This window comes from Mesorhizobium huakuii, assembly GCF_014189455.1.
Classification (GTDB): domain Bacteria; phylum Pseudomonadota; class Alphaproteobacteria; order Rhizobiales; family Rhizobiaceae; genus Mesorhizobium; species Mesorhizobium huakuii_A.
The window spans coordinates 6,528,823-6,548,821 of record NZ_CP050296.1 but is presented as its reverse complement, the minus strand read 5'-3'; the positions used below and the strand labels follow the sequence as shown (position 1 = coordinate 6,548,821).

At 57.9% G+C, this 19,999-nt stretch carries 24 protein-coding genes and 3 pseudogenes; 16 read left to right on the top strand and 11 right to left on the bottom strand.

What is annotated here, in order from left to right:
- Positions 1–5: 5 nt before the first annotated feature.
- Both HB778_RS32105 and HB778_RS32100 read right to left on the bottom strand, forming a co-directional pair.
- Positions 6–347 (bottom strand): helix-turn-helix domain-containing protein, encoded by a 342-nt coding sequence (locus HB778_RS32105; RefSeq protein WP_348524647.1) that lies wholly within the window; start codon positions 345–347, stop codon positions 6–8.
- On the bottom strand, positions 347–1,171 hold the full coding sequence (locus HB778_RS32100; RefSeq protein WP_183465300.1) for a Ku protein: 825 nt from the start codon (positions 1,169–1,171) through the stop codon (positions 347–349). The genes HB778_RS32105 and HB778_RS32100 overlap by 1 nt, the downstream gene beginning before the upstream one ends.
- A gap of 184 nt (positions 1,172–1,355) precedes the next feature.
- Between HB778_RS32100 and HB778_RS32095 the strand changes: the two genes are divergently transcribed.
- On the top strand, positions 1,356–2,333 hold the full coding sequence (locus HB778_RS32095) for an SDR family oxidoreductase (RefSeq protein WP_183459735.1): 978 nt from the start codon (positions 1,356–1,358) through the stop codon (positions 2,331–2,333).
- Positions 2,334–2,742: 409 nt separating this feature from the next.
- On the opposite strand, the gene HB778_RS32085 is transcribed toward HB778_RS32095, so the two are convergent.
- The 3 genes and pseudogenes from HB778_RS32085 to HB778_RS32075 form a co-directional block, all read right to left on the bottom strand.
- Complete coding sequence (locus HB778_RS32085; protein ID WP_183459731.1) at positions 2,743–3,813, bottom strand: YihY/virulence factor BrkB family protein; 1,071 nt, start codon at positions 3,811–3,813, stop codon at positions 2,743–2,745.
- A 226-nt stretch (positions 3,814–4,039) separates the two neighbouring features.
- Positions 4,040–4,291, bottom strand: a complete 252-nt coding sequence (locus tag HB778_RS32080; RefSeq protein ID WP_244571076.1) for a hypothetical protein — start codon at positions 4,289–4,291, stop codon at positions 4,040–4,042.
- Between the two features lie 26 nt (positions 4,292–4,317).
- Positions 4,318–4,829 (bottom strand): annotated as a pseudogene (locus tag HB778_RS32075) (ferritin-like domain-containing protein).
- 169 nt (positions 4,830–4,998) lie between these two features.
- Between HB778_RS32075 and HB778_RS32070 the strand changes: the two are divergent.
- From HB778_RS32070 to HB778_RS32040, 6 genes and pseudogenes are all read left to right on the top strand, one after another.
- Positions 4,999–5,235 (top strand): hypothetical protein, encoded by a 237-nt coding sequence (locus tag HB778_RS32070; RefSeq protein ID WP_183459729.1) that lies wholly within the window; start codon positions 4,999–5,001, stop codon positions 5,233–5,235.
- A 46-nt stretch (positions 5,236–5,281) separates the two neighbouring features.
- Positions 5,282–5,731: an IS66-like element accessory protein TnpA gene (gene tnpA / locus HB778_RS32065; protein WP_183455045.1), complete on the top strand. Its 450-nt coding sequence runs from the start codon at positions 5,282–5,284 to the stop codon at positions 5,729–5,731.
- Positions 5,712–6,064: pseudogene (tnpB, locus tag HB778_RS43550) on the top strand (IS66 family insertion sequence element accessory protein TnpB). The gene tnpA and the pseudogene tnpB overlap by 20 nt, the downstream one beginning before the upstream one ends.
- Positions 6,065–6,118: 54 nt before the next feature.
- On the top strand, positions 6,119–7,690 hold the full coding sequence (gene tnpC / locus HB778_RS32050) for an IS66 family transposase (protein ID WP_183454979.1): 1,572 nt from the start codon (positions 6,119–6,121) through the stop codon (positions 7,688–7,690).
- A gap of 246 nt (positions 7,691–7,936) precedes the next feature.
- Positions 7,937–8,221 carry a PRC-barrel domain containing protein gene (locus HB778_RS32045; RefSeq protein ID WP_183459723.1) on the top strand — a complete coding sequence of 95 codons (285 nt, stop codon included), beginning with the start codon at positions 7,937–7,939 and terminating at the stop codon, positions 8,219–8,221.
- 58 nt (positions 8,222–8,279) lie between these two features.
- Positions 8,280–8,786, top strand: coding sequence for a DUF6894 family protein (locus tag HB778_RS32040; RefSeq protein WP_095198559.1), 507 nt, complete (start codon positions 8,280–8,282; stop codon positions 8,784–8,786).
- A gap of 316 nt (positions 8,787–9,102) precedes the next feature.
- Here the strand turns inward: HB778_RS32040 and HB778_RS32035 are convergent, their stop codons facing one another.
- From HB778_RS32035 to HB778_RS32025, 3 genes are all read right to left on the bottom strand, one after another.
- Positions 9,103–9,339 (bottom strand): hypothetical protein, encoded by a 237-nt coding sequence (locus HB778_RS32035; RefSeq protein WP_183459721.1) that lies wholly within the window; start codon positions 9,337–9,339, stop codon positions 9,103–9,105.
- Between the two features lie 720 nt (positions 9,340–10,059).
- Entirely contained in the window at positions 10,060–10,263 is a 204-nt protein-coding gene (locus tag HB778_RS32030; protein ID WP_095198556.1) for a hypothetical protein, read from the bottom strand.
- Between the two features lie 331 nt (positions 10,264–10,594).
- Positions 10,595–10,894 carry a DUF1236 domain-containing protein gene (locus HB778_RS32025; RefSeq protein WP_095198555.1) on the bottom strand — a complete coding sequence of 100 codons (300 nt, stop codon included), beginning with the start codon at positions 10,892–10,894 and terminating at the stop codon, positions 10,595–10,597.
- Positions 10,895–11,512: 618 nt separating this feature from the next.
- Here HB778_RS32025 and HB778_RS32020 point away from each other — a divergent pair.
- From HB778_RS32020 to HB778_RS32010, 3 genes and pseudogenes are all read left to right on the top strand, one after another.
- On the top strand, positions 11,513–11,857 hold the full coding sequence (locus tag HB778_RS32020; protein ID WP_183459719.1) for a low affinity iron permease family protein: 345 nt from the start codon (positions 11,513–11,515) through the stop codon (positions 11,855–11,857).
- Positions 11,858–11,983: 126 nt separating this feature from the next.
- Positions 11,984–13,384, top strand: coding sequence for a phospholipase D family protein (locus HB778_RS32015; RefSeq protein WP_183459717.1), 1,401 nt, complete (start codon positions 11,984–11,986; stop codon positions 13,382–13,384).
- 438 nt (positions 13,385–13,822) lie between these two features.
- Positions 13,823–14,053 (top strand): annotated as a pseudogene (locus HB778_RS32010) (DUF2252 family protein); the annotation flags it as partial.
- 177 nt (positions 14,054–14,230) lie between these two features.
- Here the strand turns inward: HB778_RS32010 and HB778_RS32005 are convergent.
- Both HB778_RS32005 and HB778_RS32000 read right to left on the bottom strand, forming a co-directional pair.
- Positions 14,231–15,637: a sensor histidine kinase gene (locus HB778_RS32005; RefSeq protein WP_183459715.1), complete on the bottom strand. Its 1,407-nt coding sequence runs from the start codon at positions 15,635–15,637 to the stop codon at positions 14,231–14,233.
- Positions 15,543–15,902, bottom strand: coding sequence for a PAS domain-containing protein (locus tag HB778_RS32000; RefSeq protein ID WP_244662022.1), 360 nt, complete (start codon positions 15,900–15,902; stop codon positions 15,543–15,545). Before HB778_RS32000 ends, HB778_RS32005 begins: the two co-directional genes overlap by 95 nt.
- Positions 15,903–16,530: 628 nt before the next feature.
- Between HB778_RS32000 and HB778_RS31995 the strand changes: the two genes are divergently transcribed.
- From HB778_RS31995 to HB778_RS31985, 3 genes are all read left to right on the top strand, one after another.
- Positions 16,531–16,698 (top strand): hypothetical protein, encoded by a 168-nt coding sequence (locus tag HB778_RS31995; RefSeq protein ID WP_183459711.1) that lies wholly within the window; start codon positions 16,531–16,533, stop codon positions 16,696–16,698.
- A gap of 192 nt (positions 16,699–16,890) precedes the next feature.
- Entirely contained in the window at positions 16,891–17,121 is a 231-nt protein-coding gene (locus tag HB778_RS31990) for a hypothetical protein (RefSeq protein ID WP_183459703.1), read from the top strand.
- Between the two features lie 271 nt (positions 17,122–17,392).
- Positions 17,393–17,614 carry a DUF768 domain-containing protein gene (locus tag HB778_RS31985; RefSeq protein WP_183459701.1) on the top strand — a complete coding sequence of 74 codons (222 nt, stop codon included), beginning with the start codon at positions 17,393–17,395 and terminating at the stop codon, positions 17,612–17,614.
- A gap of 112 nt (positions 17,615–17,726) precedes the next feature.
- Here HB778_RS31985 and HB778_RS31980 read toward each other — a convergent pair whose 3' ends face one another.
- Positions 17,727–17,945 (bottom strand): hypothetical protein, encoded by a 219-nt coding sequence (locus tag HB778_RS31980; RefSeq protein WP_183459699.1) that lies wholly within the window; start codon positions 17,943–17,945, stop codon positions 17,727–17,729.
- 407 nt (positions 17,946–18,352) lie between these two features.
- Here HB778_RS31980 and HB778_RS31975 point away from each other — a divergent pair, with 407 nt between their 5' ends.
- Genes HB778_RS31975 through HB778_RS31965 form a run of 3 tightly spaced genes read left to right on the top strand, consistent with a single transcriptional unit; the run spans position 18,353 to position 19,941 of the window.
- Positions 18,353–18,871 (top strand): hypothetical protein, encoded by a 519-nt coding sequence (locus HB778_RS31975; RefSeq protein ID WP_244571073.1) that lies wholly within the window; start codon positions 18,353–18,355, stop codon positions 18,869–18,871.
- 13 nt (positions 18,872–18,884) lie between these two features.
- Complete coding sequence (locus tag HB778_RS31970) at positions 18,885–19,298, top strand: phage holin family protein (RefSeq protein WP_183459697.1); 414 nt, start codon at positions 18,885–18,887, stop codon at positions 19,296–19,298.
- On the top strand, positions 19,279–19,941 hold the full coding sequence (locus HB778_RS31965) for a hypothetical protein (protein ID WP_183459695.1): 663 nt from the start codon (positions 19,279–19,281) through the stop codon (positions 19,939–19,941). The genes HB778_RS31970 and HB778_RS31965 overlap by 20 nt, the downstream gene beginning before the upstream one ends.
- Positions 19,942–19,999 lie beyond the last annotated feature (58 nt).

Genomic DNA, 19,999 nt, shown 5'->3' with positions numbered 1-19,999 from the left:
GCGGCTTACATTTCGCTGTTTTGAATAATTCCCGCTTCGCCATCCTGGATGGGCGTGCGCGGCGCCGTTGACGTCTTGAGCCGAACGCCTGGTCCGCCATGGATCGTCTCACCATCACTTAGAAAGGCAACCCCCGCCAGTTCAAGCGCGGATCGCATCGCAACCAGCATGTCGCCGGCCGGAACGCGCTTACTCTTCTCGAAGTCCCGAACGGTTCCCTCACTGACTTGCGCTTTGGCGCCGAGCCTGGCTTGTGACCAGTCCACCAGAGCCCGCGCCGCCCGACATTGCTCGACAGTCAATTGGGTCACAAACGGCTCCTTGATCGACTCTTTGCGGGTTTGCACTAAGCGCTCTTGCGCTTCGGAGTGCTCGTCTTAGGCGTCGCTAATCCTTCCTGCGTGAGGCTCTTCTTGAGCACCTCGGCCAGGTTGATGACGTTCTCCTGCGGCTTGGGCGCCGCCTTTGGGGGCGCCTTGCCTCTGCGCTTCGCGTCGATCATGGCAATCAGCGCATCTTCGTAGGTGTCTTCGAATTTCGAGGGATCGAAAGTGGTCACCTTTTTGTCGATGAGCATGCCGGCGATCTCAAGCAATTCGGGATCGTATTTCGCCTTGGTCATGCCATCGAAGATACTGTCCTCGGAGACCATCTCGTTGTGGTTTCGAAGTTCGGTCATCACCATGCCCTTGCCGTATGGCTCGATAACAACTTCACGGCCGCGCTGGTAGAGCACGATGCAGGACCGTGCTGCGACGCCCTTGTTCTTCATGGCATCGCGGATCACGCCGTATGCCTCGACGGCCGCGCCGTCGGCTGGAATGAGGTAGTAGGGCTTCTCTAGATAGCGGGTGTCGATCTCGCTGATCGCCACAAACTCACCCACCTCCAATGTGTGATCCGAGGTGAGCTTGAGCGCCTTGATGTCGTCGGGCTCGATCTGGAGGAACTCATCCTTCTCCACCTCGAAACCCTTGACCTGGTCTTCCGTTTCGACCGGCTTCCCTGTCTTCTCGTCGGCGTAGACGCTTTTGACAGGCAGGCCGTCCTTGCGGTTCAAAATCTTGAAGTGAATCTTCGAGGCTTCGCTGGTGGCGCCAACAATCTTGACGCCGCAGGTAACCGAGCCAACCTTCAAAAAACCTTTCCAGACAGCACGCGGCGCGACCATATCGTTCATCCCGTTTCGGTTCAGAGCCAACGAGTTTCCTTTCAAATCGTTCCTCCTGCCGCCGATTTGGCGGAAGGGACGAACCCAACAAGAACGTTGATGCAACGCGGATTTCCATGCTGTCGCGGCGGCGATCAACCTTTTCCACAAACGCGCGTTGTCTCTGACAACACAGGAGACATCGATGCCCGCCGCAACCAAGACCAACACGTCCAACGCAAAAGAAAAGCAGCAACGCATACAGCGACAAGTCGACTCGGACGACCGGGCCAAACCTAAATCGAAGCCGACTGGCGCCATGCAAGCAGGTGCGCGAAGATATCCGGCACCTCCATTTCCCAAGCAGCATCATCCCAAGCCCGGGAACGAAAGCGATATCAAGCCGGCTCCGCTCTATGACGCCCCGTTTTGGCGTGGCTCTGGTAAGCTCGAAAGCAAGGTGGCGCTGATCACTGGCGGCGATTCCGGTATTGGCCGGGCAGTCGCTGTTTTGTTCGCCCGCGAAGGCGCCGATGTTGCCATTGCTTATCTATCGGAGGATGGCGATGCCGAGGTGACGAAACAAGCGGTGCAAAGCGAGGGCCGCCGCTGCATCATTCTCCGCGGCGATGTCGCCGATCGTGGCTTCTGCCGAAAGGCAGTGACCGCTACCATCAAGCAGCTGGGTGGGTTGGACGTGCTCGTTAACAATGCCGCCTTCCAGGTACATTCAAGCGACTTCGCCGACCTGACCGAAGAGCATTTCGACACTACGCTGAAGACAAACCTGTACGGCTATTTCCATATGGCCCAGGAAGCTGTGACGCACATGAAGCCGGGATCCGCGATCGTCAATACTGGATCGATCACTGGGATAGACGGATCGAAGGAATTGGTTGATTACTCGATGACCAAGGGCGGCATCCACGCTTTCACAAGGGCGCTGTCGGGCAATCTAATCGACAGGGGAATCCGCGTGAACGCCGTCGCGCCAGGCCCGGTCTGGACACCGCTCAACCCATCCGAAAAGCAAGCGAGCGATGTTTCGAAGTTCGGCGCAAAGACTCCGATGAAACGACCTGCGCAGCCCGAGGAGATCGCGCCTGCTTATGTCTTCTTGGCGTCGCCACAATGCTCAAGTTACATCACCGGCGAGATCCTGCCCGTGATCGGTGGTTATTGAACATCATCCTGTCGAAGGAACGGCCTAGGTCATCTCAGTTCGGGCCACGGCAAATTCCGTCCGTCCGGTCTCTACAATGGCTCAAAGGGAACCTATTTCCTATTTCGCGGAGTGAAATTAGTCATTTCATGAGCAGACGTGGCCTCGCCTTTCTACACAAATGTATAAACGAGAACGTTCCAGCTCACCCTCCTCCCACCTTCCTTGATCACTGATCTCGCCGACAGGGCGATTGAGGACGCATTGGTGGAAGGCATTTCATCCCGTGAGATTGACGAAGAGGTTCACAGCCTCTTCGTCCTTATGGTGGAGGCGGTAGCAAATCAGAAAATTGGCGGGTCCAGGCCGAACGTCCTGACATGTCCTAATCATGAAGTCGTCGTTCACGGTGCGACGTTCATTTGGAGCCTCAGTTTGCGGTCTTGCCTAACGTGTCAGCCACCACCGCGCCACGCTTGCCCATGGGCAGGGGCGGGCCCGTGGTCGAGTCGACGGCTGTCTGATGCTCCATCTCGGCATTGATGGCGGCTCCAGCGATAAGGATGATGACGGAAATCCATGTCCACATCATCAAGCCGACAACGGCGCCGAGCGAGCCGTAGGTGGCGTTATAGTTGGCAAAATGCTGCAGATAGAACGAGAACAGCCACGACGCTGCGATCCATGCCACCGTCGCAATCAACGCGCCCCAACTCAGCCAGCGCCACTTGGCTCGCTCGCGGCTCGGTCCGAAGCGATAAAGCAAGGAAATTCCGGTCAACATCGCACCGACAAGGATCGGCCACCGAGATACCGCGACAAGGGTTTCCGTCCACGCATCAAGATAGAAATAGCCCAAAAGTGCTGGAACGACGCCCACCGTTAGCAACAGCACGATGCCAATCAGCAGCGCTCCAACCGTGAACAGGATCGACATGAGGTTGAGCGTGATGAAGCTACGTTTTTCGCGTTCCTCATAGGCGATGTTCATGGCATCAAACAGTGCCTTCATACCGCTGTTGGAACTCCAAAGTGCGATACCAAGCCCGACGAAAAAACCTATGCCGAGCGCCCCTGGTTTCTGCTTGGCCAAAGCTTGCAACTGATCGCGAATGAGGTCCAGCCCGCCTGATGGAAGCAATCCGCCGAGATAAGCGACATGGTCGGCAACCGTGATCGGATCCGCGACAAATCCATAAATTGAAATGAAAGCCGCCAAAGCCGGGAACAGTGCCAGCAGCAGGTAGAAAGTGGCACCGGCGGCGACGAGCAGAACCCGGTCCTTGTTGAATTCCTCCCACAAGCGCCAGAAAATATCTTTCCATCCAAGCGCTGGTATTTGCGACGGCCAAGCCGCGTCGCGGCCGCGGTCCCCGCCCTCCGACCGCAGAGCGGCCTTACTCTCTTCCGTAGTGGATGCCGCGCGACTGGCCGCTTCTCCATCGATCAACGAGGCCTCTTTGCCGGTTGGCTGCGGGCTTCGTCTGGCTTTCGAAGTCACTCGTTCAACCTCACTGTGTCGACCACGACTCCAGCGTGTGCGCCAGTGCATTCCTTCTCTTGACCCGTTGGTGTTGGGTTGCCGCCGAGCGCTTCCACCAATTCGCCTCCTATGCCCGGGCCCGAGTCCTCTCAACGCCGTCAACGGCATAGCTGTTCCCGCTAACCCAACGAGCCGTCAGCCGCAACACATGCAGCCTGTGATAAGTCGCGTGCAACATCGGCTATCAGTTCGCTGATTTCTTCTTGGCCGCCGCTGGATTTTGACCGGTCGCTGCCGACGTCTTTGCGTCTTTGGAATGAGCCGCGATCGCCGGGCCGGCGCCGGTTGCCTTGCGCATGTCTCCACTCGTTTTTTTGTCGGCTGGCGGCTTGCGATCCAGGCCTGAGAACAACTTGCCGAAAAAGCCCATGTCATACTCCTGTTGCGCCGCTGAGATGCCGATGCGCTGATTGTGTGGATGAGCCTTGGCAACCAAGGCTCATCCAAAGGCAATAAACCTTGCTACGCCGCTTCTGCGGCGACGTTGACCGCCGACTCCGCGAGCTCGGTAAGGGCGACGTCTGTCTTCTTCTCTTCGGCGAGCGTGAGGTCCAACAACTGGACCGCCGCAGTCAATCCGAGTTCCGACGCCCAGGTGCGCAGGGTGCCGTAGCGCGAAATCTCATAGTGCTCGACTGCCTGCGCGGCGGCTAAGAGACCAGCATCCAAGGGAGGGCTGCCCCTGTACTCCTTCATGATCTCAGCGCCTTCCTCGGTGATACCCATAATGGCGGCGCAGGTCTTGGCCTGGGGCTTCATACCGAGAACCTCGAAGATTTCTTCGAGCCTAGCCACATGCTCCTGTGTCTCGCCGTGGTGCTTTTCGAACGCCGCCTTCAGCTCGGGGCTCTGCGCGGCCTTGGCCATTTGCGGCAATGTCGAGAGGATTTTTTCTCGGCGAAATAGATGTCCTTGAGCGTATCTCGGAACAGTTCGCCTAGACCCTTGGTCGCGGCCGGTTTTGTCGTCGCCATCTGGCTATCTCCTGGTTTGTTTGGCCTTCTCAAATCAAGGCGCAGAAGCAACTTCACGATTGTCCACTGGTTCCGCCGCAAAGAAAAAAAGCAAGCGGCGGATATTTGATGTGGTTAGGCGACCGACGCCTTGCTGGGACGTTTAGGTGCCGGGCCAGGACAGGAGCGAGTGATCTTCGAGTATCCAATGAGCAATGCGGGCATTCTCAAACTAGGCGACGTTCCGTTGCTCTGGCGCCCTCAGCGAGCACCCCTGCCTGCCGATGCCTCGGCCAAGGAGCGCGAGGCACACGCCGCAACGCTGATGACGTTGTTCAAGTCTGGGATTACGGGGGAAGTGAACTCATCGGAACCTTTGCTGGTGTTCATCCGAAAGCGCGAATTTCTCTGCACCTTTTTCCATTGAGCGTGTTTTGGCATGAAGTGTCCACTTTGGAGGTGGACACCACGTGATTGAGGACGATGAACAGAAACTGCTGGTGAGGCGAATTTTGCGTAACGGCCGCCGGCGGTACGACGCGGCGTCAAAAGAGCGGCTCGTTGCGGCCTGCCTTGAGCCTGGCGTGTCGGTATCGGGACTTGCGCTTGAACATGGGATCAATGCCAACCTTCTTAGGAAGTGGATAAAGACGACCAAAGACGCCGTTGCTTTGCCGCCACCTGCGCCGTCGGCGTTCATTCCAGTTCAAGTCAGCGCCGCGGAGTACAGCCTGCCTATGCAGGGCAATTCGGTAGAGAGGCCTGCCACGCGTGGTGAAGAGCGGCTGTCGAAGTCGTCGCCACTCCCAGCCAAGGTGAGCGCGTCTTTGCCGAACGGCGTGAAGTTGACGCTGGAATGCGGTGATGTGGATGCATTGACGGCGATCATCGGAGCACTGGGTCATGTTCAGACTGGGCGCTGACCTGACAGTCTACCTGCATCGCGAACCGATCGACTTCCGCGCCGGCATCAACAGCCTTGCGGTCCTGGTTCAGGAGGTGATGGAGCTCGACCCGTTTGCGCCTGCGGTCTTTGCCTTTGCAATCGCCGTCGCGACCGGATGAAACTCTTGTTCTTTGACCGGTCCGGCTTCGTGCTGGTTCTAAAGCGGCTGACCGAGGACAAGTTCCGGTGGCCGCGCCGGGAGACGGCGGTGGTTACGCTGACGACCGAGCAGCTCCATTGGATTCTCGACGGCATCGACATCGACGCAATGGTGCGCCATCCGGTGCGGCAATATCAGGTTGCGGGCTGACGGCTCCCGAATTGTGCGGTTGACGCGTCGGTGCGGTTCAGATTCAAAACTACGATGAATCGACCTGGCGAACCGACTGTTGAGGAGTTGATGGCGCGCATTGCTGCGCTGCAGGCGCAGAACCGCCAGCTCGCAGAACGCGTGGCCAAGCTCGAGGAAGAGTTGGCGCTAGCGCGGCTGCATCGTTTTGCGCCGAAGAGCGAAAAGCACGTTGATCGCCTCTTCAATGAAGCCGAACAGATTGCCGATGAAGACGACGCCGGCAGCGAAGATGGCAATGTCGTCGACCTGCCGGACACCGGCTTTCCGTCCACCGAAAAGCCGGAGGGAAAGAAGCGTGGCCGCAAGCCTCTGCCGGAACACCTGCCGCGCGAGCGCGTCGAGTATGACCTTGCCGACGGTCAGAAGGCCTGTCCTTGCTGCCGCCACCAGATGCATCGCATGGGTGAGGCCGTCACCGAGCAGCTCCATATCGAGGTGAAGGCGAAGGTCCTGCAGAATGTGCGGTTCAAGTATGCATGCCGCCATTGCGACCGGACCGGCATCAATACGCCTGTTGTCATTGCCCCGATGCCCGCGCAGCCCTTGCCGGGCAGCATCGCCACGGCCTCGACGCTGGCCTTTGCGCTCGTCCACAAATATGTCGATGGCACGCCGCTCTACCGTCTGGCCCAGGCCTTCGAGCGTGCCGGCGTTCCCGTCAGCCGCGGCGCTCTGGGCCATTGGGTGATCGGATCGAGCGAGAGGCATCTCTCCCGCATCTATGATGCCCTGAAGCTACGGCTTCGGTCACAACCGCTCATCCATGGTGACGAGACGACGGTCCAGGTCCTGAAGGAAAAGGACAGGGAAGCCACCAGCACATCCTTCATGTGGGCGTATCGGAGTGGAGAGGACAGCGACGAACCGATCGTGCTGCTCGACTATCAGCCCGGCCGCGGCCAGATCTATCCGCAGGCCTTCCTCGGTGATTACCGCGGCATCCTGATGAGCGATGGCTATACCGCCTGGCGCACGCTGGCAGGAGCGACCCATCTGGGGTGCATGGCCCATTCCAGACGTCGCTTCGTCGATGCACTGAAGACCAGAAAGAAAGGCGGCGGCCCGCCGGAGCAGGCGCTGAAGTTCTTCGAAAAGCTCTACCGGATTGAAAGCCAGACGCGCAACGAAAAGCCGGACAAGGGCGAAACGCGACATCAATGCATCCGCCGTTTCCGCCAGCAACACAGCGTCCCCATCATGAACGCTCTCAAGGCATGGCTCGACGACATAGCCCCGAAGGTCCTGCCCGACAGCAAGATCGGCGACGCCGTGTCCTACACCCTGAACCAGTGGGAGTACCTGACGCGCTACACCGAAGACGGCAGGATGCCGATCGACAACAACCTGCTTGAGCGCGACATCAGGATTTTTGCCACTGGAAGAAAGAGTTGGCTGTTCAGCGACACTGTGGACGGAGCCAGGGCCAGTGCCGTCGTCTACAGCCTCATGCTGACATGCCGAGCATGCGGCATCGAGCCCTTGGCCTATTTGCGCCACGTCCTCACGGAATTGCCGCAGCGCGCGGACAATGCCGACATCACCGATCTCTTGCCATTCAACTTCGCCAAAACCGCCGCTACTTGATCCGATGCAACTGGCCGACAACGACCCCGGTCAAACGGGCCGCGTCAACGCGCATGGAAATGAGCGCTTACGTTCATCCTGCAAGCAAGAGGTAGGTCATTGAGGATCTGGCTGCTGTTATGGCACTGGGCAACCGGTGCGCCGCAGCTTGGAGCCTGCCTGATTGCCGCGAAGGGCCTTCCCTAATGGGAACCCTTAGCCTGCTCGTAGATTGGTGACACGCCCAACCCATTAGGAGATGCAACGATGGACCACACCAATCATGTAAGGCTTGCCAGCAGTGAACTGACACCAGAGATTCTTGACGGCGCGACCATCTATGGCGCTGACAACGAAAAGGTCGGCACCGTTTCGCATCAGCACGGCAGCCAGATTGTCATTGACGTAGGTGGCTTTCTCGGCATCGGCGCCAAGCCGGTGGCGGTTTCAGCCAACCAACTGGATTTCATGCGTGATGAAGAGGGTGATGTTCATGCCGTTACCACCTGGACCAAGGCCCAGCTCGAAGATATGCCAGAGCACCAAGGTTGAGATTGGCGGCCGGCATCGTCCGGACCATTCTGCCAACAGAAAAAGCCGGGAGCCTGCAATGGAAATCGTTCGTACCCAAGTCTTGAATGCCACCGCACCGAACGGTCAAGCGATATTGCGCGTGCTGTTTTGTGGCCAGGGCAATGAATGCGTTACCGTGGATATGGCCAACATCGAGGGGAACGAGGAAATCGTGCTGGACCGCGCGAAGGCTATCCTCGTCCAAACCGCCACCTTTGGTCTTGCCTCGAACGACTACGACGCCACCAGCAACGGCAACTTTGACGAAGTTTCGGTGACGTCGGTTAGGGATGCGGCGGGCGATGTATATGTTTTCGACTATCGCGACGGCGAAACCAGTCGGAGGATTCCTCCGTCCCGCATGCCGAGCTTTGACGCCGCGCGCGCCGAAGCAATTCGCTGTGCGGTCGATCTCTTGGTCGATCTGGAGCCCGGAACAGATGATTTGTCTGGTTGGCTGGTGCGGGTCTCCGACGAACAGGGCGAACTGCTCTACACGGTGGATGTACAGGAGGCTGAGGCGGCTCGTCAGGCCAGCCAATAGCAAAGCGAGCGTGCTTCGATGGAACACAGGCAGGTGATTGTGGGACACGGAGCGTATTGATCCCACTCTGGCAAACCGAGCCGGAGACTTGGTCGGATAGCTTCACAATAGGCCTGCCGCCCTTGCCTCGGTGGCGGGCTTTTTGCTTGTCTCGAACCTCGAAGCCTGCGGCAGGTTGAGCATGATGCAGCGTTCGTTCCTGAGCGGCGCTGCCTGGTCCAGGTTCCCAACTTGATCGGCGAGGGTCGGACAGAGATCCGGGCCATTCTGCTGTCTTTGGGGTCCTCTTGGGCGCGCTCGCGGCGGCTAGGGCGGTCTAGCCAGCAATCTTCCATTCGTTTTGCCAACGGGCACGCACCGCCATCATCAGCATATCTCCACTTGCCATGCCGGTTTGGAATAGCCTTATCAGCTCGGCGGCAATCCCCTGTGCATCAGCTGTGTCGGGAAGAACGCAGAATTCAGCGCAAAGTGCGTCGAAGGCGAGCCTGAGGGTCTTAAGGTCGTTCGGGTAGAACGCCTCGTTTTGTGAGCGAATTGGTTGGTCGAGCATCAGGCGCCTCCATTACGGGCGAGAGTGCGATCGTCGCTCCCAAGCAGCGGAGCCCACAAATTGGCCGCCGACTGCCCAGCTATGGGACAGTTCGCCAAGCGTGTCATTTCACTTTGACGTACACGAACGATTAAATTACCCGCTTGGGCGCTGGCCCTTTGGGAACTTGCCCGGTGAATTTGTTGGATTCGCGGTTCCTTGGCTGAGGGATAAACCGCGATCACTGCCTACGAAGCCACCAGCTCGTCGGTTCCTCGACGCTGAAAAGGCGTTTCGCGGATCATCGTGCACTTCGAGGGTCAGCGCACTTTCGATCGGTTGGTCTGGAACATTAGTGCCTTCCAAAGGTTGGTGATTGCGGCAGGCAATGCTCCCTCGCGTCACCTGCCGAAGATCGGGCGAGACACCTTGATCGGCCCGCGCTCTTCACGAGAGGCGCGGGCTTTCCCTTTTATTGAAGAGATCGCGCATGTCCCAGACCATTCAACCGCCCATATTGCCGGAGGCAAGTCCGGATCGAATGGTCAACTGCGAAGTCGCCTTGGAAACGGCATTCGCAGCCTTGGTAACCGAGATCGAAGGCCCAGGGATGGACAGCGCGGGAGACCGCCGAAACTCTGCTCAAAATCGCGAGCGAACATATCAAGCTTCTGGGAGCCGATGTCGAGGCTAAGAGCTGAGGCGAGGTCGCGTCAGAGGAGCCGATTGCTCTGCATCGCACTATTCAGCGGATCCATTGTTGGTGAATGGGGAGGCGCTGGGGATGCACTGCAGGGTCCAGCCCGGCGGTGTTGGCTGCTTCTGGTATTCGAGAATTGCGGCAGTGCATTGTTCGCGCTTGTCGAAAGTGCTTGGCAACACTGCCATGCCGCCCTGCGGGCCGGCGATTACCAGATACCAGATCAGCGCTGCCGTCGAAGTCATGGCGTTTCCTTGTTCCAACCCGACGCCTTAGACGCGGGCGGCTGGTTCACCATAGGCCAATGGCCGGGAATGAACTAATCGTCATTGAGAAAAGAGGTGGGGATCAGGTCGTCGCCGTCGATGAGGCCTTGATAGTCCGCCATCACCGTTGCGACTTTTCGAAAGGCCTTCATGTCGCCTCAGGTAATTTTCGCGTTTGCGAACTTGGTCCGGAGGTTTTCACCGCGCGTTTCCAAGGCATCGGATTTTGCGAGATCTTGCATTTGCGATCTCCGTTTCTGTTGAAAACCCGCCGCCGGGAGAGGCGACGGGCTTTGGCTGGCAAGGCTGGTCAGTCGTAAACTTTGACGATCTTGTGGGTGGTCGGATCGACCAGAACCGTCCGGTTGTCGATCACGACATAGCGATATTTGACGTTGGGAACTTCGCGAAGTTCGACGGTGTCGGGCAGCGCCGTGCCGATGTTGAGTTCCACTCCGGGAACCTTCACCGACGCAAGCGGCTGCTTCTTCACATATTCACGGATAACCGTTTCCTGCTCCGGCTGAATAATGATGTCTTCGGCCGTCGCGATGCCGACGCCTGCGAGCAGAAGAAATGCCGCAGCTGCGGCAGAGACATGCAATTTCATAGTCGTGCTCCTTGTGAGATTGGCCCCGATCGACGAGGTCGAAGCCCAACTGCCAACTTGGCGTGGATGCAATCGTTCCCTTGGATGGACTTCAGTCGGGGGGGAGGTTGGACCAAAGTCCGATCGAGACTCCGCAATGGTCTTATCGGCCGCGCAGCTTGGAACGGTCGCCTGTGGCTGAAGTTGTCAGCCACGGAACCGGAGGAACGAATTCATGGACAGGAGTGTTGGTCAAGCCCGCTGGTTGCTGGCGCCAGTTTTCCTATTGGCCATGTTCCTGCTCGTGATTGGAATATCCCTTGGCTGAACCTGGACAACCCACAGTTCAAAATCCGCGCAGTTATGTCCCTTCCTGCGCTGGTAGCGGTCTGCTCGCTGCATTAGCGGCGAGCGAACTCCTTATTAACTTGAATTTAGCTAGCGACGGGTGATTGAATGTTAAACGGCAAACAGACTCGCCTCATAGAGGTCGGTTTCCTCCTGGCTGTGCCCATTTGCGTCGGTCTCACCGCGCTGATAGCCGTGTTCGCTCTGGCGAAGATATGATGGTGTGGTTGTATCCACGGCGGCATTTGGCGCAGGATCGAGCCACTGCTTCACAGTCATGGGGCCGCTAGCATGAACCGCATCCTCTTTATGGCGGCCGACTTCCTTTCCCGTCCGCCAGGCTTCTACGTCATGATGGTCGCAATGGTATTGTGCACCGCGCTGGTGCCATTCGGAATGACCAACGCGGTCACCTATGCCCTTTCGGTGGCCGCCATTGTGATCACCGGTGTTGTCCTGATACAGGGCTATCGCGATACCGCCGCCATCCACGCCAAGCTCGATGAGATCGTCGTTTCGCTTAGGGAGACCAGAAACGACGTTGTCGGCCTGGAGCATGCCGAGCCAGAGGAGATCCGCGAAAAGATTGCGATGCTTGAACAAGAAGCAGCACAACGAAATGGGCGAGCCACCTGATTATCATACGGGCTAGCCATTCGTGAGCTCTCAGCAGGCTCAAGACCCTCATGCAACCAGATCAGCGCTCGCGGGTTCTTGGCCTAATGAAACGGCGCCTCGTTCTCCTCCCAAACTGGTCAATCCATGGACGTCTCGATTACGCAAACATCGGCCGATAAAATCAAAGCAGGTAAGAGCGGGCTGCTGCTGATTTCAGACAATTACGATGCGTTCGCCGCGCGTGTTTTGGCGGCAAGGGGCGCGGCTCGCACTCTTGATCTCATGTATTATCTCTGGCACGACGACCACACGGGACGCTTGCTTTTGCAGGAAGTTGTTCGGGCGGCCCAGCGGGGCGTGCGCGTCAGAATGCTGCTCGACGACATCAATCCGCGCAAGAGCGATGCCGCTTATTTGGCGCTCAGCAACCATCCAAACATCGAACTCCGATTGTTCAACCCGAGCGGCATCAGAGCGCGCGGCATCATGCGTGGCGCGGAAGTCCTCTTGCGGCTTTTTGCATTGACAAGGCGGATGCACAACAAGGCGTGGATTGCAGACGACAACATCGCCATCGTCGGTGGGCGCAATGTCGGCGATGCCTATTTTGACGCGGCGGAGACGAATTTCCGTGACCTCGACATGCTGCTCCTCGGTCCCGCCGTCCAGCAAACCGGGCAAATCTTCCAGACTTTCTGGGTATGCCAGGATGCTAAGCTAATAGGTGAACTCGGTGCAGCCGCGCCAGGCTCGCATGTCCCCTATTTGGAGGGAAGCGACGCGGAAACCGAGTCGACGCTTTTGAGCGGTATCGGAGACAAGGGCTCCATCGCCGAGTTCATAGCGGCGAGCAGTGACGTGCATTGGGTCGAGCGCGTGCGGGTGATCTCCGACCCTCCGGAGAAGGTCCGAGGCTGGAGACCGCGCGGTTGGCTGATGAAGGAGTTGCTCCCAATCATCCAGTCGGCGCGCAAGCGCGTGCAAATTGTGTCCCCGTATTTTATCCCCGGTAAGAAGGGTTCAAAAATCCTCGGCGACCTCGTCGACGACGGGGTGCAAGTCGCTGTTTTGACCAACTCCTTGGCCGCGACCGATGTCGCCGCCGTCCACGGAGCCTATGCCAACTATCGCAAGCGCTTGCTCAGAAAGGGCGTGCAGCTTTTCGAGCTTCAGCCCTTTAGCCGGCAGCCCAAGATCTCCGTATTTGGATCCAAAGGCGCCAGCCTGCACACCAAAGCGTTCAGCGTCGACGACCGCATCGGTTTCGTCGGATCCTTCAACTTCGATCCGCGGTCCGTATCGTTGAATTCGGAAATGGGCGTGCTTTTTGAGGACGAGAAGCTGGTCGCGGAACTGCGACATCGGTTCAAATCGGAGATAGCGCCGGAAGCGAGCTACCGGCTCGAACTGAAGAACGAAGTTCTGCGCTGGCATGGCAGCGATGAAGGCAGACCGCAGACCTATACTCGCGAACCCGAGGCAGCATTGTTCCGCCGCATCCTGGCTGCCCTGGTCAGGCATCTCCCGATCGAATCCCAGCTTTAGCAGGTGATGGTTGGTGGTTCGACAAGACCGAGAGCCGCACGCTGGCTCGGTTCTCTGGGACAGAAGGATGCGAAGCGATCTTTGGAACGCAAAGCCGATCCGGACATTCCATCGAAATAGGAGATACCAATGGCCAAGCTCCGCTTCGAGGCCGCCGAACTTTGACATAATACCGTCGCTAGCAAGAGAGCTGAACAATATGGACTTCGCGCGTTTAAGGGCAACCGACAAGGCACACGCCGGACTCGCCGCGGGGGCAACGAACAGCGCAAACGAAGCCGGCCCGGTCGGCTACGATGAAAGCATGCCGCAGGATGGGGCCGGCCGGAGAGCGACGACAGATTCCGCTTGGCCGCTATCGGTCGCGCGGCATACCGAGAGAACTCAGTGAATTCTAAAGATCGTAAGGGTTATCTCGAGCGCGTCCGCAACCGGAAAATGGCGCAATCACCTCACGCCTATGTGCGCGGCAGCGTCATCAGGTTCTATGAATGGCTTGACAGAAACGGCTCGGCGCTGCCGCAGGGCCCGGCAATATGGATTTGCGGTGATTGCCATCTCGGCAATCTTGGCGCCTTGGCGGATCTGGAGGGGAACGTCGATATTCAAATCCTCGATTTCGACCAAACCGTCATCGGCAACCCGGCCCATGATCTGGTCCGATTGGGCGCCTATGGACCAAGGAGTTGCTTCGCACTGATGGCAACGAAATGGATACGCCTTCTTGGCTTTGGGCGAGCGTCATTGATCTGCTCGCCGATCACGAAGCCGCCTATCTAGAGCATTGCCGGCGTTTTGCTTTGGATAAGCACACCGGCGGAAACTTGAATGAGAGGCCGCTGCAGCTTAGAGTGATGCGCCGCTATCCGTCAAATCGCAGTCCGTATCGCGGTCATCGAACAGTGAGGCCTCGACGAAAGGTGCCGGCGCCTCGAGCGTCCAGACCACATTATTGGCGCCGTACTTCAGGTCGCCGGTTCCACTCAATGCCTGCGGGGCAACTCGCTTAAGCACGACGCTGCCAAAACCATTTCTCGCGATTGAATTGACCTGAGGACCATCATTCTCAGCCCAGATCAACTTCAATGTTCGATTGCCTTGCTCACCCGTAATGTCCCAAGTCACTGCGATAGTGCCCTGGCTGCCGGACAACGCTCCATACTTGGCAGAGTTTGTGCATAATTCATGAAAAGCGATGCCGAGATATTGGACGGCATTGGGACTGAGCCTGATCGGTGGACCTTCCATGGTAATTGCGTCTTCCCGGCCGAAGGGTTTGGCTTGGGCCGCCAGCAGATCGGAGACCGTGGCGCCTTTCCAGTCGGCCGAGACCAACAGATCATGAGACCTCGACAGGGCCATGATGCGCGCCCGCACCTGCTTTTCAAAGTCGTTGGGACTCTGGGTCCGCTTGTTGGTCTCGCGGATCATTGAAAGGATCACCGAGTACTGGTTCTTTACGCGGTGATTGACCTCGCGCATCAGCATCCGGATGCGATGTCCGTTCTCCTTGGTCACGGTTATGTCGCGTGCTATCTTTGAAGCGCCGACGATGCGGCCTGTGGCGTCACGGACTGGCGAAATGGTCAGAGAGACCGGGACCAGTTGTCCGTCCTTCTTCTGGCGGATTGTCTCATAGCTCTCGATCCGCTCGCCGCGCCTTAGACGCGCAAGGATCTTTGGCTCCTCATCGTGGTGGTCGGGTGGGATCAGCATGCTGATATGCTGCCCGACAGCTTCGGCGGGCGCATATCCAAACAGCCGCTCCGCGCCTCTGTTCCAACTCCTTATAAATCCGTCCAAATCCTTGCTCACAATCGCATCGAAGGACGATTCGACTATCGCAGATAAGTGCTGGACGGCGTCTTCGCCTCTTTTACGGTCCGTCAGATCCAGGAGCATGTTGACGGCGCCAGTGAGCTGTCCGTGCTCGTCCCTCAATGGAGTCGGAAACGGCAGGAACGGAAAAAAGCTTCCATCCGGGCGCTGGGCAATTGCTTCGACGTTCCGGACAGGGCGGCCCTCTTTGAGTGTGATCGCCATGGGACATTGGTCATGCGGCATTGCCTTGCCGTCGACAGTGAACAGTTTGAAAGTGACGCACCATTGATCTTGGCCGATCTTCGGTTCCCGGCCGGCAAGTTCGGCAGCAGCTCTGTTAAAGTAGGTAATTATACCTCGTGCATCTGTTGTATAGATGGCAACTGGCAATGCATCCAGTATTTGGTGGTAGCGGGCCTCTTTTTGGGTCATCGCCCGCTCGACGGATTTGATTTGCGATACCGTCGACAGTGAAACAACGCGTATGCACGAGTTCGCCGTTTTCGAACTGGCCGCTTGAACTTATTTCCACGTGCTTAAGGGAGCCGTCACGGGCGCGGAGCCTAGCGGGATAGCGCTCGACGGCTTCGCCGCGCGTAAGACGAGCGAGGATATCATTAATGGCGTCCTCATCAGCGTGGAAGCTAGCGATGTCACGACCGATGTAATCGGAGGCGTCATACCCCAACAGTTTCAATTCGGCTCTGTTGGCGTGAAGAATGCGTCCAGCACGGTCAACGACATGCAAACCAATGCCCCGTTCTCGAAAAAATCTTCATAATCTACCGCGTGCTGGCCAAGCCCCGACATTAGCTCCGTCATAACTGGGCTTCCATTGCGCTTAATTCCTGACCGCTCAGTAACTTGAGGGAACGTCGGCAAAGTGAAATGGTTCCGGTTCCACTTTCGGGTCGGAGTTCCCCAAAATTGACGCGGTCTGGGTTGGCAAAGCCATCGTCGACCTTGCAGTCGGCCGACCCTGTGGCGCTGCCTTCTGGTTTGGCGGCCGAACTGTAACGTCTTGATCCCGCGAAGGAACATTTTCACCGGATTGGCATGCAAGGTTCGGTCAGCTAGGGAGGCTGGAGCGTGCCGACCGGGAGTCAAACTGACGATTGAAGCAGAGCGGCAGATTCGCAACGCGAAGACTGCTCGCCTGCGCGCCCGGCGCCTGTCTGTGGGAGCCACCGTCGATAAGGCGGGCTCGCCGAAGCATCGCCCATTTGACGCAAGAAATTTACCACGTAATACCACCGAGGCGGAGTGGTCTCGTCTCGTCGTCTAAGCCGGAATGAACCTTTAAGCCGGCGGGGAATTGAACCTCAATGGCTGAGAAATCTGAACCCTTCGATAGGAGAGCCGAGTTTGTGCGCAAGTTGGCGCTTGAGACGGGGATTACGGAGGCGCAGGTTCGAGACCTGATCGCCATGGTCGGCTACGATTATGCTTCCATCGTGCGGGAGGCCCGGATGCTTAAAAAGGGCCAAACATAAGAACTATTCGGCGCGGCATGGTCTTCTCAAATTGAGGCAGCCGGGAAAAGCCGCATGGCGACTAGGAAGGCGTCCATGGCCGCCTTCACGGGATTGATGAAGCCAGGTTAGGGACCGGGTTGGCGAATGTTTCGACTGGTATCTTGGGGGGGCGCACCGCTTTTAGTCAGCAACGTTCGAGGAGTTGAGAAAATGGCCGTGCCCAAGAAGGACCAGGAACGTGTCACATACGCACGGATGTATGGCGCACAGGCACACAAGAACGGAAGTGAGCGCGTTGTGCCCTGTTTCTGGGAGGAATATGCCGACGCATGGCTGCAAGGCTTTGACGACGTCCCTCTTGTTGGCATCGCCAAGGCCAAATCTATTGGCGACCAGATGGAGGCAGAGGTGGACGAAGCCGCAGTCAGTGAGCCGAACTGAGCGGTTTGGCTTGTCAGATGTTGAGGCCTGCGCGATATTTTTTGCGGGAGACGGGCGATCCAAGCTGCCCGCAATATCGGTGCGGAAGTGATCTTGGCCATCGGCCAAGAGGATGATCTCGCTCCATTGTGGGGCATATTCATAAACCAACCACACTCAGCGATGAGCAATCGAAGCGCTGATCGTCGACACGGCGGTATCCCGCGGCCTCTCTATGAAGTTCGATTGCCGTTGGTCCGGAACCTACGGGATCGATCGAGCTTGTGACCTGATGAGCGCACGCGGAATCAACTTCCTCGATCAGTGGATAGCCAACAACATTCTGGAAACGACGAAGGCCGACGTCATTTCCGTCGATGAACTCACACACAAACTTATCGCGGACGCGAAGTCGGTGGGCATTAAGCGGGATGAGATAGATGAGGAAGTCGATAGCCTCTATCGCACCATCCTCGACGCGATCGTCCACTTCGTGCCTGGCACGCCGGAATAGAATACGACCGCCGCGCGAAATTCGCGCACAACGCTGGGGCGATCGAAGCGTCTTACGGAAGGCGCGGGCTGTTACGAGTGTGCTGTTGCCCCCTATGACTGGTAGCACCTGATCAGATATGATTGGTCTGCCAACCATTCGATGCACTGTCGAGAGCCATCCGGATATCGTCCGGTCTATCGATGCCGCCGCTGAATAGAGCGATCAAGCGGCGTGCCAAATGCCCACGCGCCGGGTGCGAGCCCTCAATGCCAGCTTGCTCGCAATAGTCGTCCAAAATCCTGGTAAGTGTTGCCAACTGTATTTCGTCGGCCGTTCCGCGAATGGTCATCTCGCATACTCCCGATTGGGCGAAAGCGTGATCGACTCTTTCAAACGCCCGTTTGCCATTGGAGGCGGGCGACGAACGGACTGTACGCTTCCGACAATCGGTTAGCGAGTCAAATCAGTACCGCCCTGAGATCATCAAGCGGATCGCGTCGGCGTGGCCGCCGGCCGCCGACTAGGTTGGACCGCAATCGCCGCGCAGGTTGCCCTACGACAAAACGCGATTTCTGAGTTGTTCCACCCCACCGAGGTCTAGCCCGGTGTTTATTCGGGACGAGTTCCAGACCGGGCTCACGCTTACCGCACGAAGCGCCAGCCTTCAGTGGAAGAGGTGCAATGGGAATATTCTGCGAAGGCAGGAACCGCACGCTGATGGCGAAGTTCATTTTAAAACAACAGGAGTGAAACATTGTGAACACGCCAGAGACAAGCGGCTTCCCCGGGTCCAGTGTACCGAACGAGAATGAGTGGCGAGCCGACGATAGCGGTGCCGGTAACAGCAAGGAGGCCCTCAACAAGTTGAAGACAAGCGCGTCCGAGACCGCGACCCACTTGAAAACCGCTGCGGCCTCTGTTTCGACCGATGCTCGGGATTATGCCGGCTCAGTCGTCTCCGATGCGGCGGGCGCGTTCAAGGAAGCAGTCGAGACGAACAAAACCGCTGGTGCCGACGCCATTGCCAACATCGCGCATTCTGTCAAGGAGGCTGCTGACGGCATAGAAAAGCAGTCGCCTCAGGTCGCGGGCATGGTCCGTAGTGCGGCCGAAGGCGTCGAACGAATCTCCACGGACATAAGAGATCGAAACGTCGGGGAATTGCTCGAGTCCGTTACCAAGTTCGCACAGCGCCAACCGGCGGCGTTCTTCGGAGTGGGAATCCTCGCTGGTGTGGTGCTGACCCGCATCATGGGCAGTTCGAATCGTTCCTGAGAGGAGTCCTCAGATGGATGATGGGATAGATCGTCAGCCCTTCGGTGGCATCTTCAACGAAGCGCTTGAAAAAATCGCCTCGTTGATGCGATTGGATTTGCGCCTGCTTGAGGCGGAAATGAGAAGCAAGGCATCGGCCGTCGTCTCCTCCGGCGCATGCGGGGTGGCAGCCGGCATCTTCTTTGTCTTGGGAGCTTTCGCTTTCGTAGAGTTTCTTATCCTGGCGATGATCTATTTTGGTATAGGCGCAATGTTTTCCTGTCTGATAGCTGGCGTCGTTTTGATTGCCGGGGGTTTGCTCTCTCTTTATTTGGCCAAGCGAGCGATGGTTGGATGGACCGTAACGCCTATCGAGACCGTCAACCAGGTGCGCAGCGATCTGGCTGCCCTGAAGCAGGGGATCCGTTATGGCACGACCCAACGATGATCTCAGCGAGATCACGGGGCAAATGCGGATCGAACGGCAGGCCTTGTTTGCACCTGTCGCCGAGATAAGCCGGCGCCTGCAGCCCCGTCATCTGGTCGAAATGACCACTCGGTACGCAAAGGACAAGATGGTCGGGGCCGTTGGTGAGGTTTCAGACGCCATCAAGGAAAACGGTGGCACGGCGGCGGCGGTAGCCTTGGGGGCCATAGCGGTTTTTGGTGCCGGCAGAAAAAGCGCTGAAGGCGTTAGCGGTGTCGCGAACGCTTCCGAGCCGCCCTCGGAAATATCGAGCGGCGGGCAGCACGTTGGTCATGTAAGCGTTCCGAACGCAGGGAGCCGGCGCAAGGGCATCGGCAACCTGGCTCGGGCAAAGGTACTCGCCGGTTCCGCGGGAGGGCTTTTGATCGGCCACGTTATCGGTCGTTCGTTCAAGGCGACCGCGAAAGAGCGTGCGCTTTTCGGCAAAGCGGCAGAAGAACTCCAGAGCGCCGCTTCGGAATTCGTTAGCGAGCATTCGCGTGGTGCAAAACTGGCAGCGGCGCAGTCCTTCGGCTTCGCCAGGTATTCCGCCGCTTTCTTGGTGCTCATGGCTGTAGCCGGCGATTATTTCGCTGGCTCGAAGGATGGCGGCTATCAGGACTAAGCAATGGTGCGCCTGTGGCAACCACGCCGCGTATAGGTTCAGAGCGCTAATCGGAACA

Coding starts and splice junctions, on each gene's coding strand:
- HB778_RS32100 (WP_183465300.1), bottom strand. CDS start 1,171: ATGGTCGCGCCGCGTGCTGTCTGGAAAGGTTTTTTGAAGGTTGGCTCG.
- HB778_RS32095 (WP_183459735.1), top strand. CDS start 1,356: ATGCCCGCCGCAACCAAGACCAACACGTCCAACGCAAAAGAAAAGCAG.
- tnpC (WP_183454979.1), top strand. CDS start 6,119: ATGAATCGACCTGGCGAACCGACTGTTGAGGAGTTGATGGCGCGCATT.
- HB778_RS32045 (WP_183459723.1), top strand. CDS start 7,937: ATGGACCACACCAATCATGTAAGGCTTGCCAGCAGTGAACTGACACCA.
- HB778_RS32040 (WP_095198559.1), top strand. CDS start 8,280: ATGGAAATCGTTCGTACCCAAGTCTTGAATGCCACCGCACCGAACGGT.
- HB778_RS32035 (WP_183459721.1), bottom strand. CDS start 9,339: ATGCTCGACCAACCAATTCGCTCACAAAACGAGGCGTTCTACCCGAAC.
- HB778_RS32030 (WP_095198556.1), bottom strand. CDS start 10,263: ATGACTTCGACGGCAGCGCTGATCTGGTATCTGGTAATCGCCGGCCCG.
- HB778_RS32025 (WP_095198555.1), bottom strand. CDS start 10,894: ATGAAATTGCATGTCTCTGCCGCAGCTGCGGCATTTCTTCTGCTCGCA.
- HB778_RS32020 (WP_183459719.1), top strand. CDS start 11,513: ATGAACCGCATCCTCTTTATGGCGGCCGACTTCCTTTCCCGTCCGCCA.
- HB778_RS32015 (WP_183459717.1), top strand. CDS start 11,984: ATGGACGTCTCGATTACGCAAACATCGGCCGATAAAATCAAAGCAGGT.
- HB778_RS32005 (WP_183459715.1), bottom strand. CDS start 15,637: ATGACCCAAAAAGAGGCCCGCTACCACCAAATACTGGATGCATTGCCA.
- HB778_RS31995 (WP_183459711.1), top strand. CDS start 16,531: ATGGCTGAGAAATCTGAACCCTTCGATAGGAGAGCCGAGTTTGTGCGC.
- HB778_RS31990 (WP_183459703.1), top strand. CDS start 16,891: ATGGCCGTGCCCAAGAAGGACCAGGAACGTGTCACATACGCACGGATG.
- HB778_RS31985 (WP_183459701.1), top strand. CDS start 17,393: ATGAGCGCACGCGGAATCAACTTCCTCGATCAGTGGATAGCCAACAAC.
- HB778_RS31980 (WP_183459699.1), bottom strand. CDS start 17,945: ATGACCATTCGCGGAACGGCCGACGAAATACAGTTGGCAACACTTACC.
- HB778_RS31970 (WP_183459697.1), top strand. CDS start 18,885: ATGGATGATGGGATAGATCGTCAGCCCTTCGGTGGCATCTTCAACGAA.
- HB778_RS31965 (WP_183459695.1), top strand. CDS start 19,279: ATGGCACGACCCAACGATGATCTCAGCGAGATCACGGGGCAAATGCGG.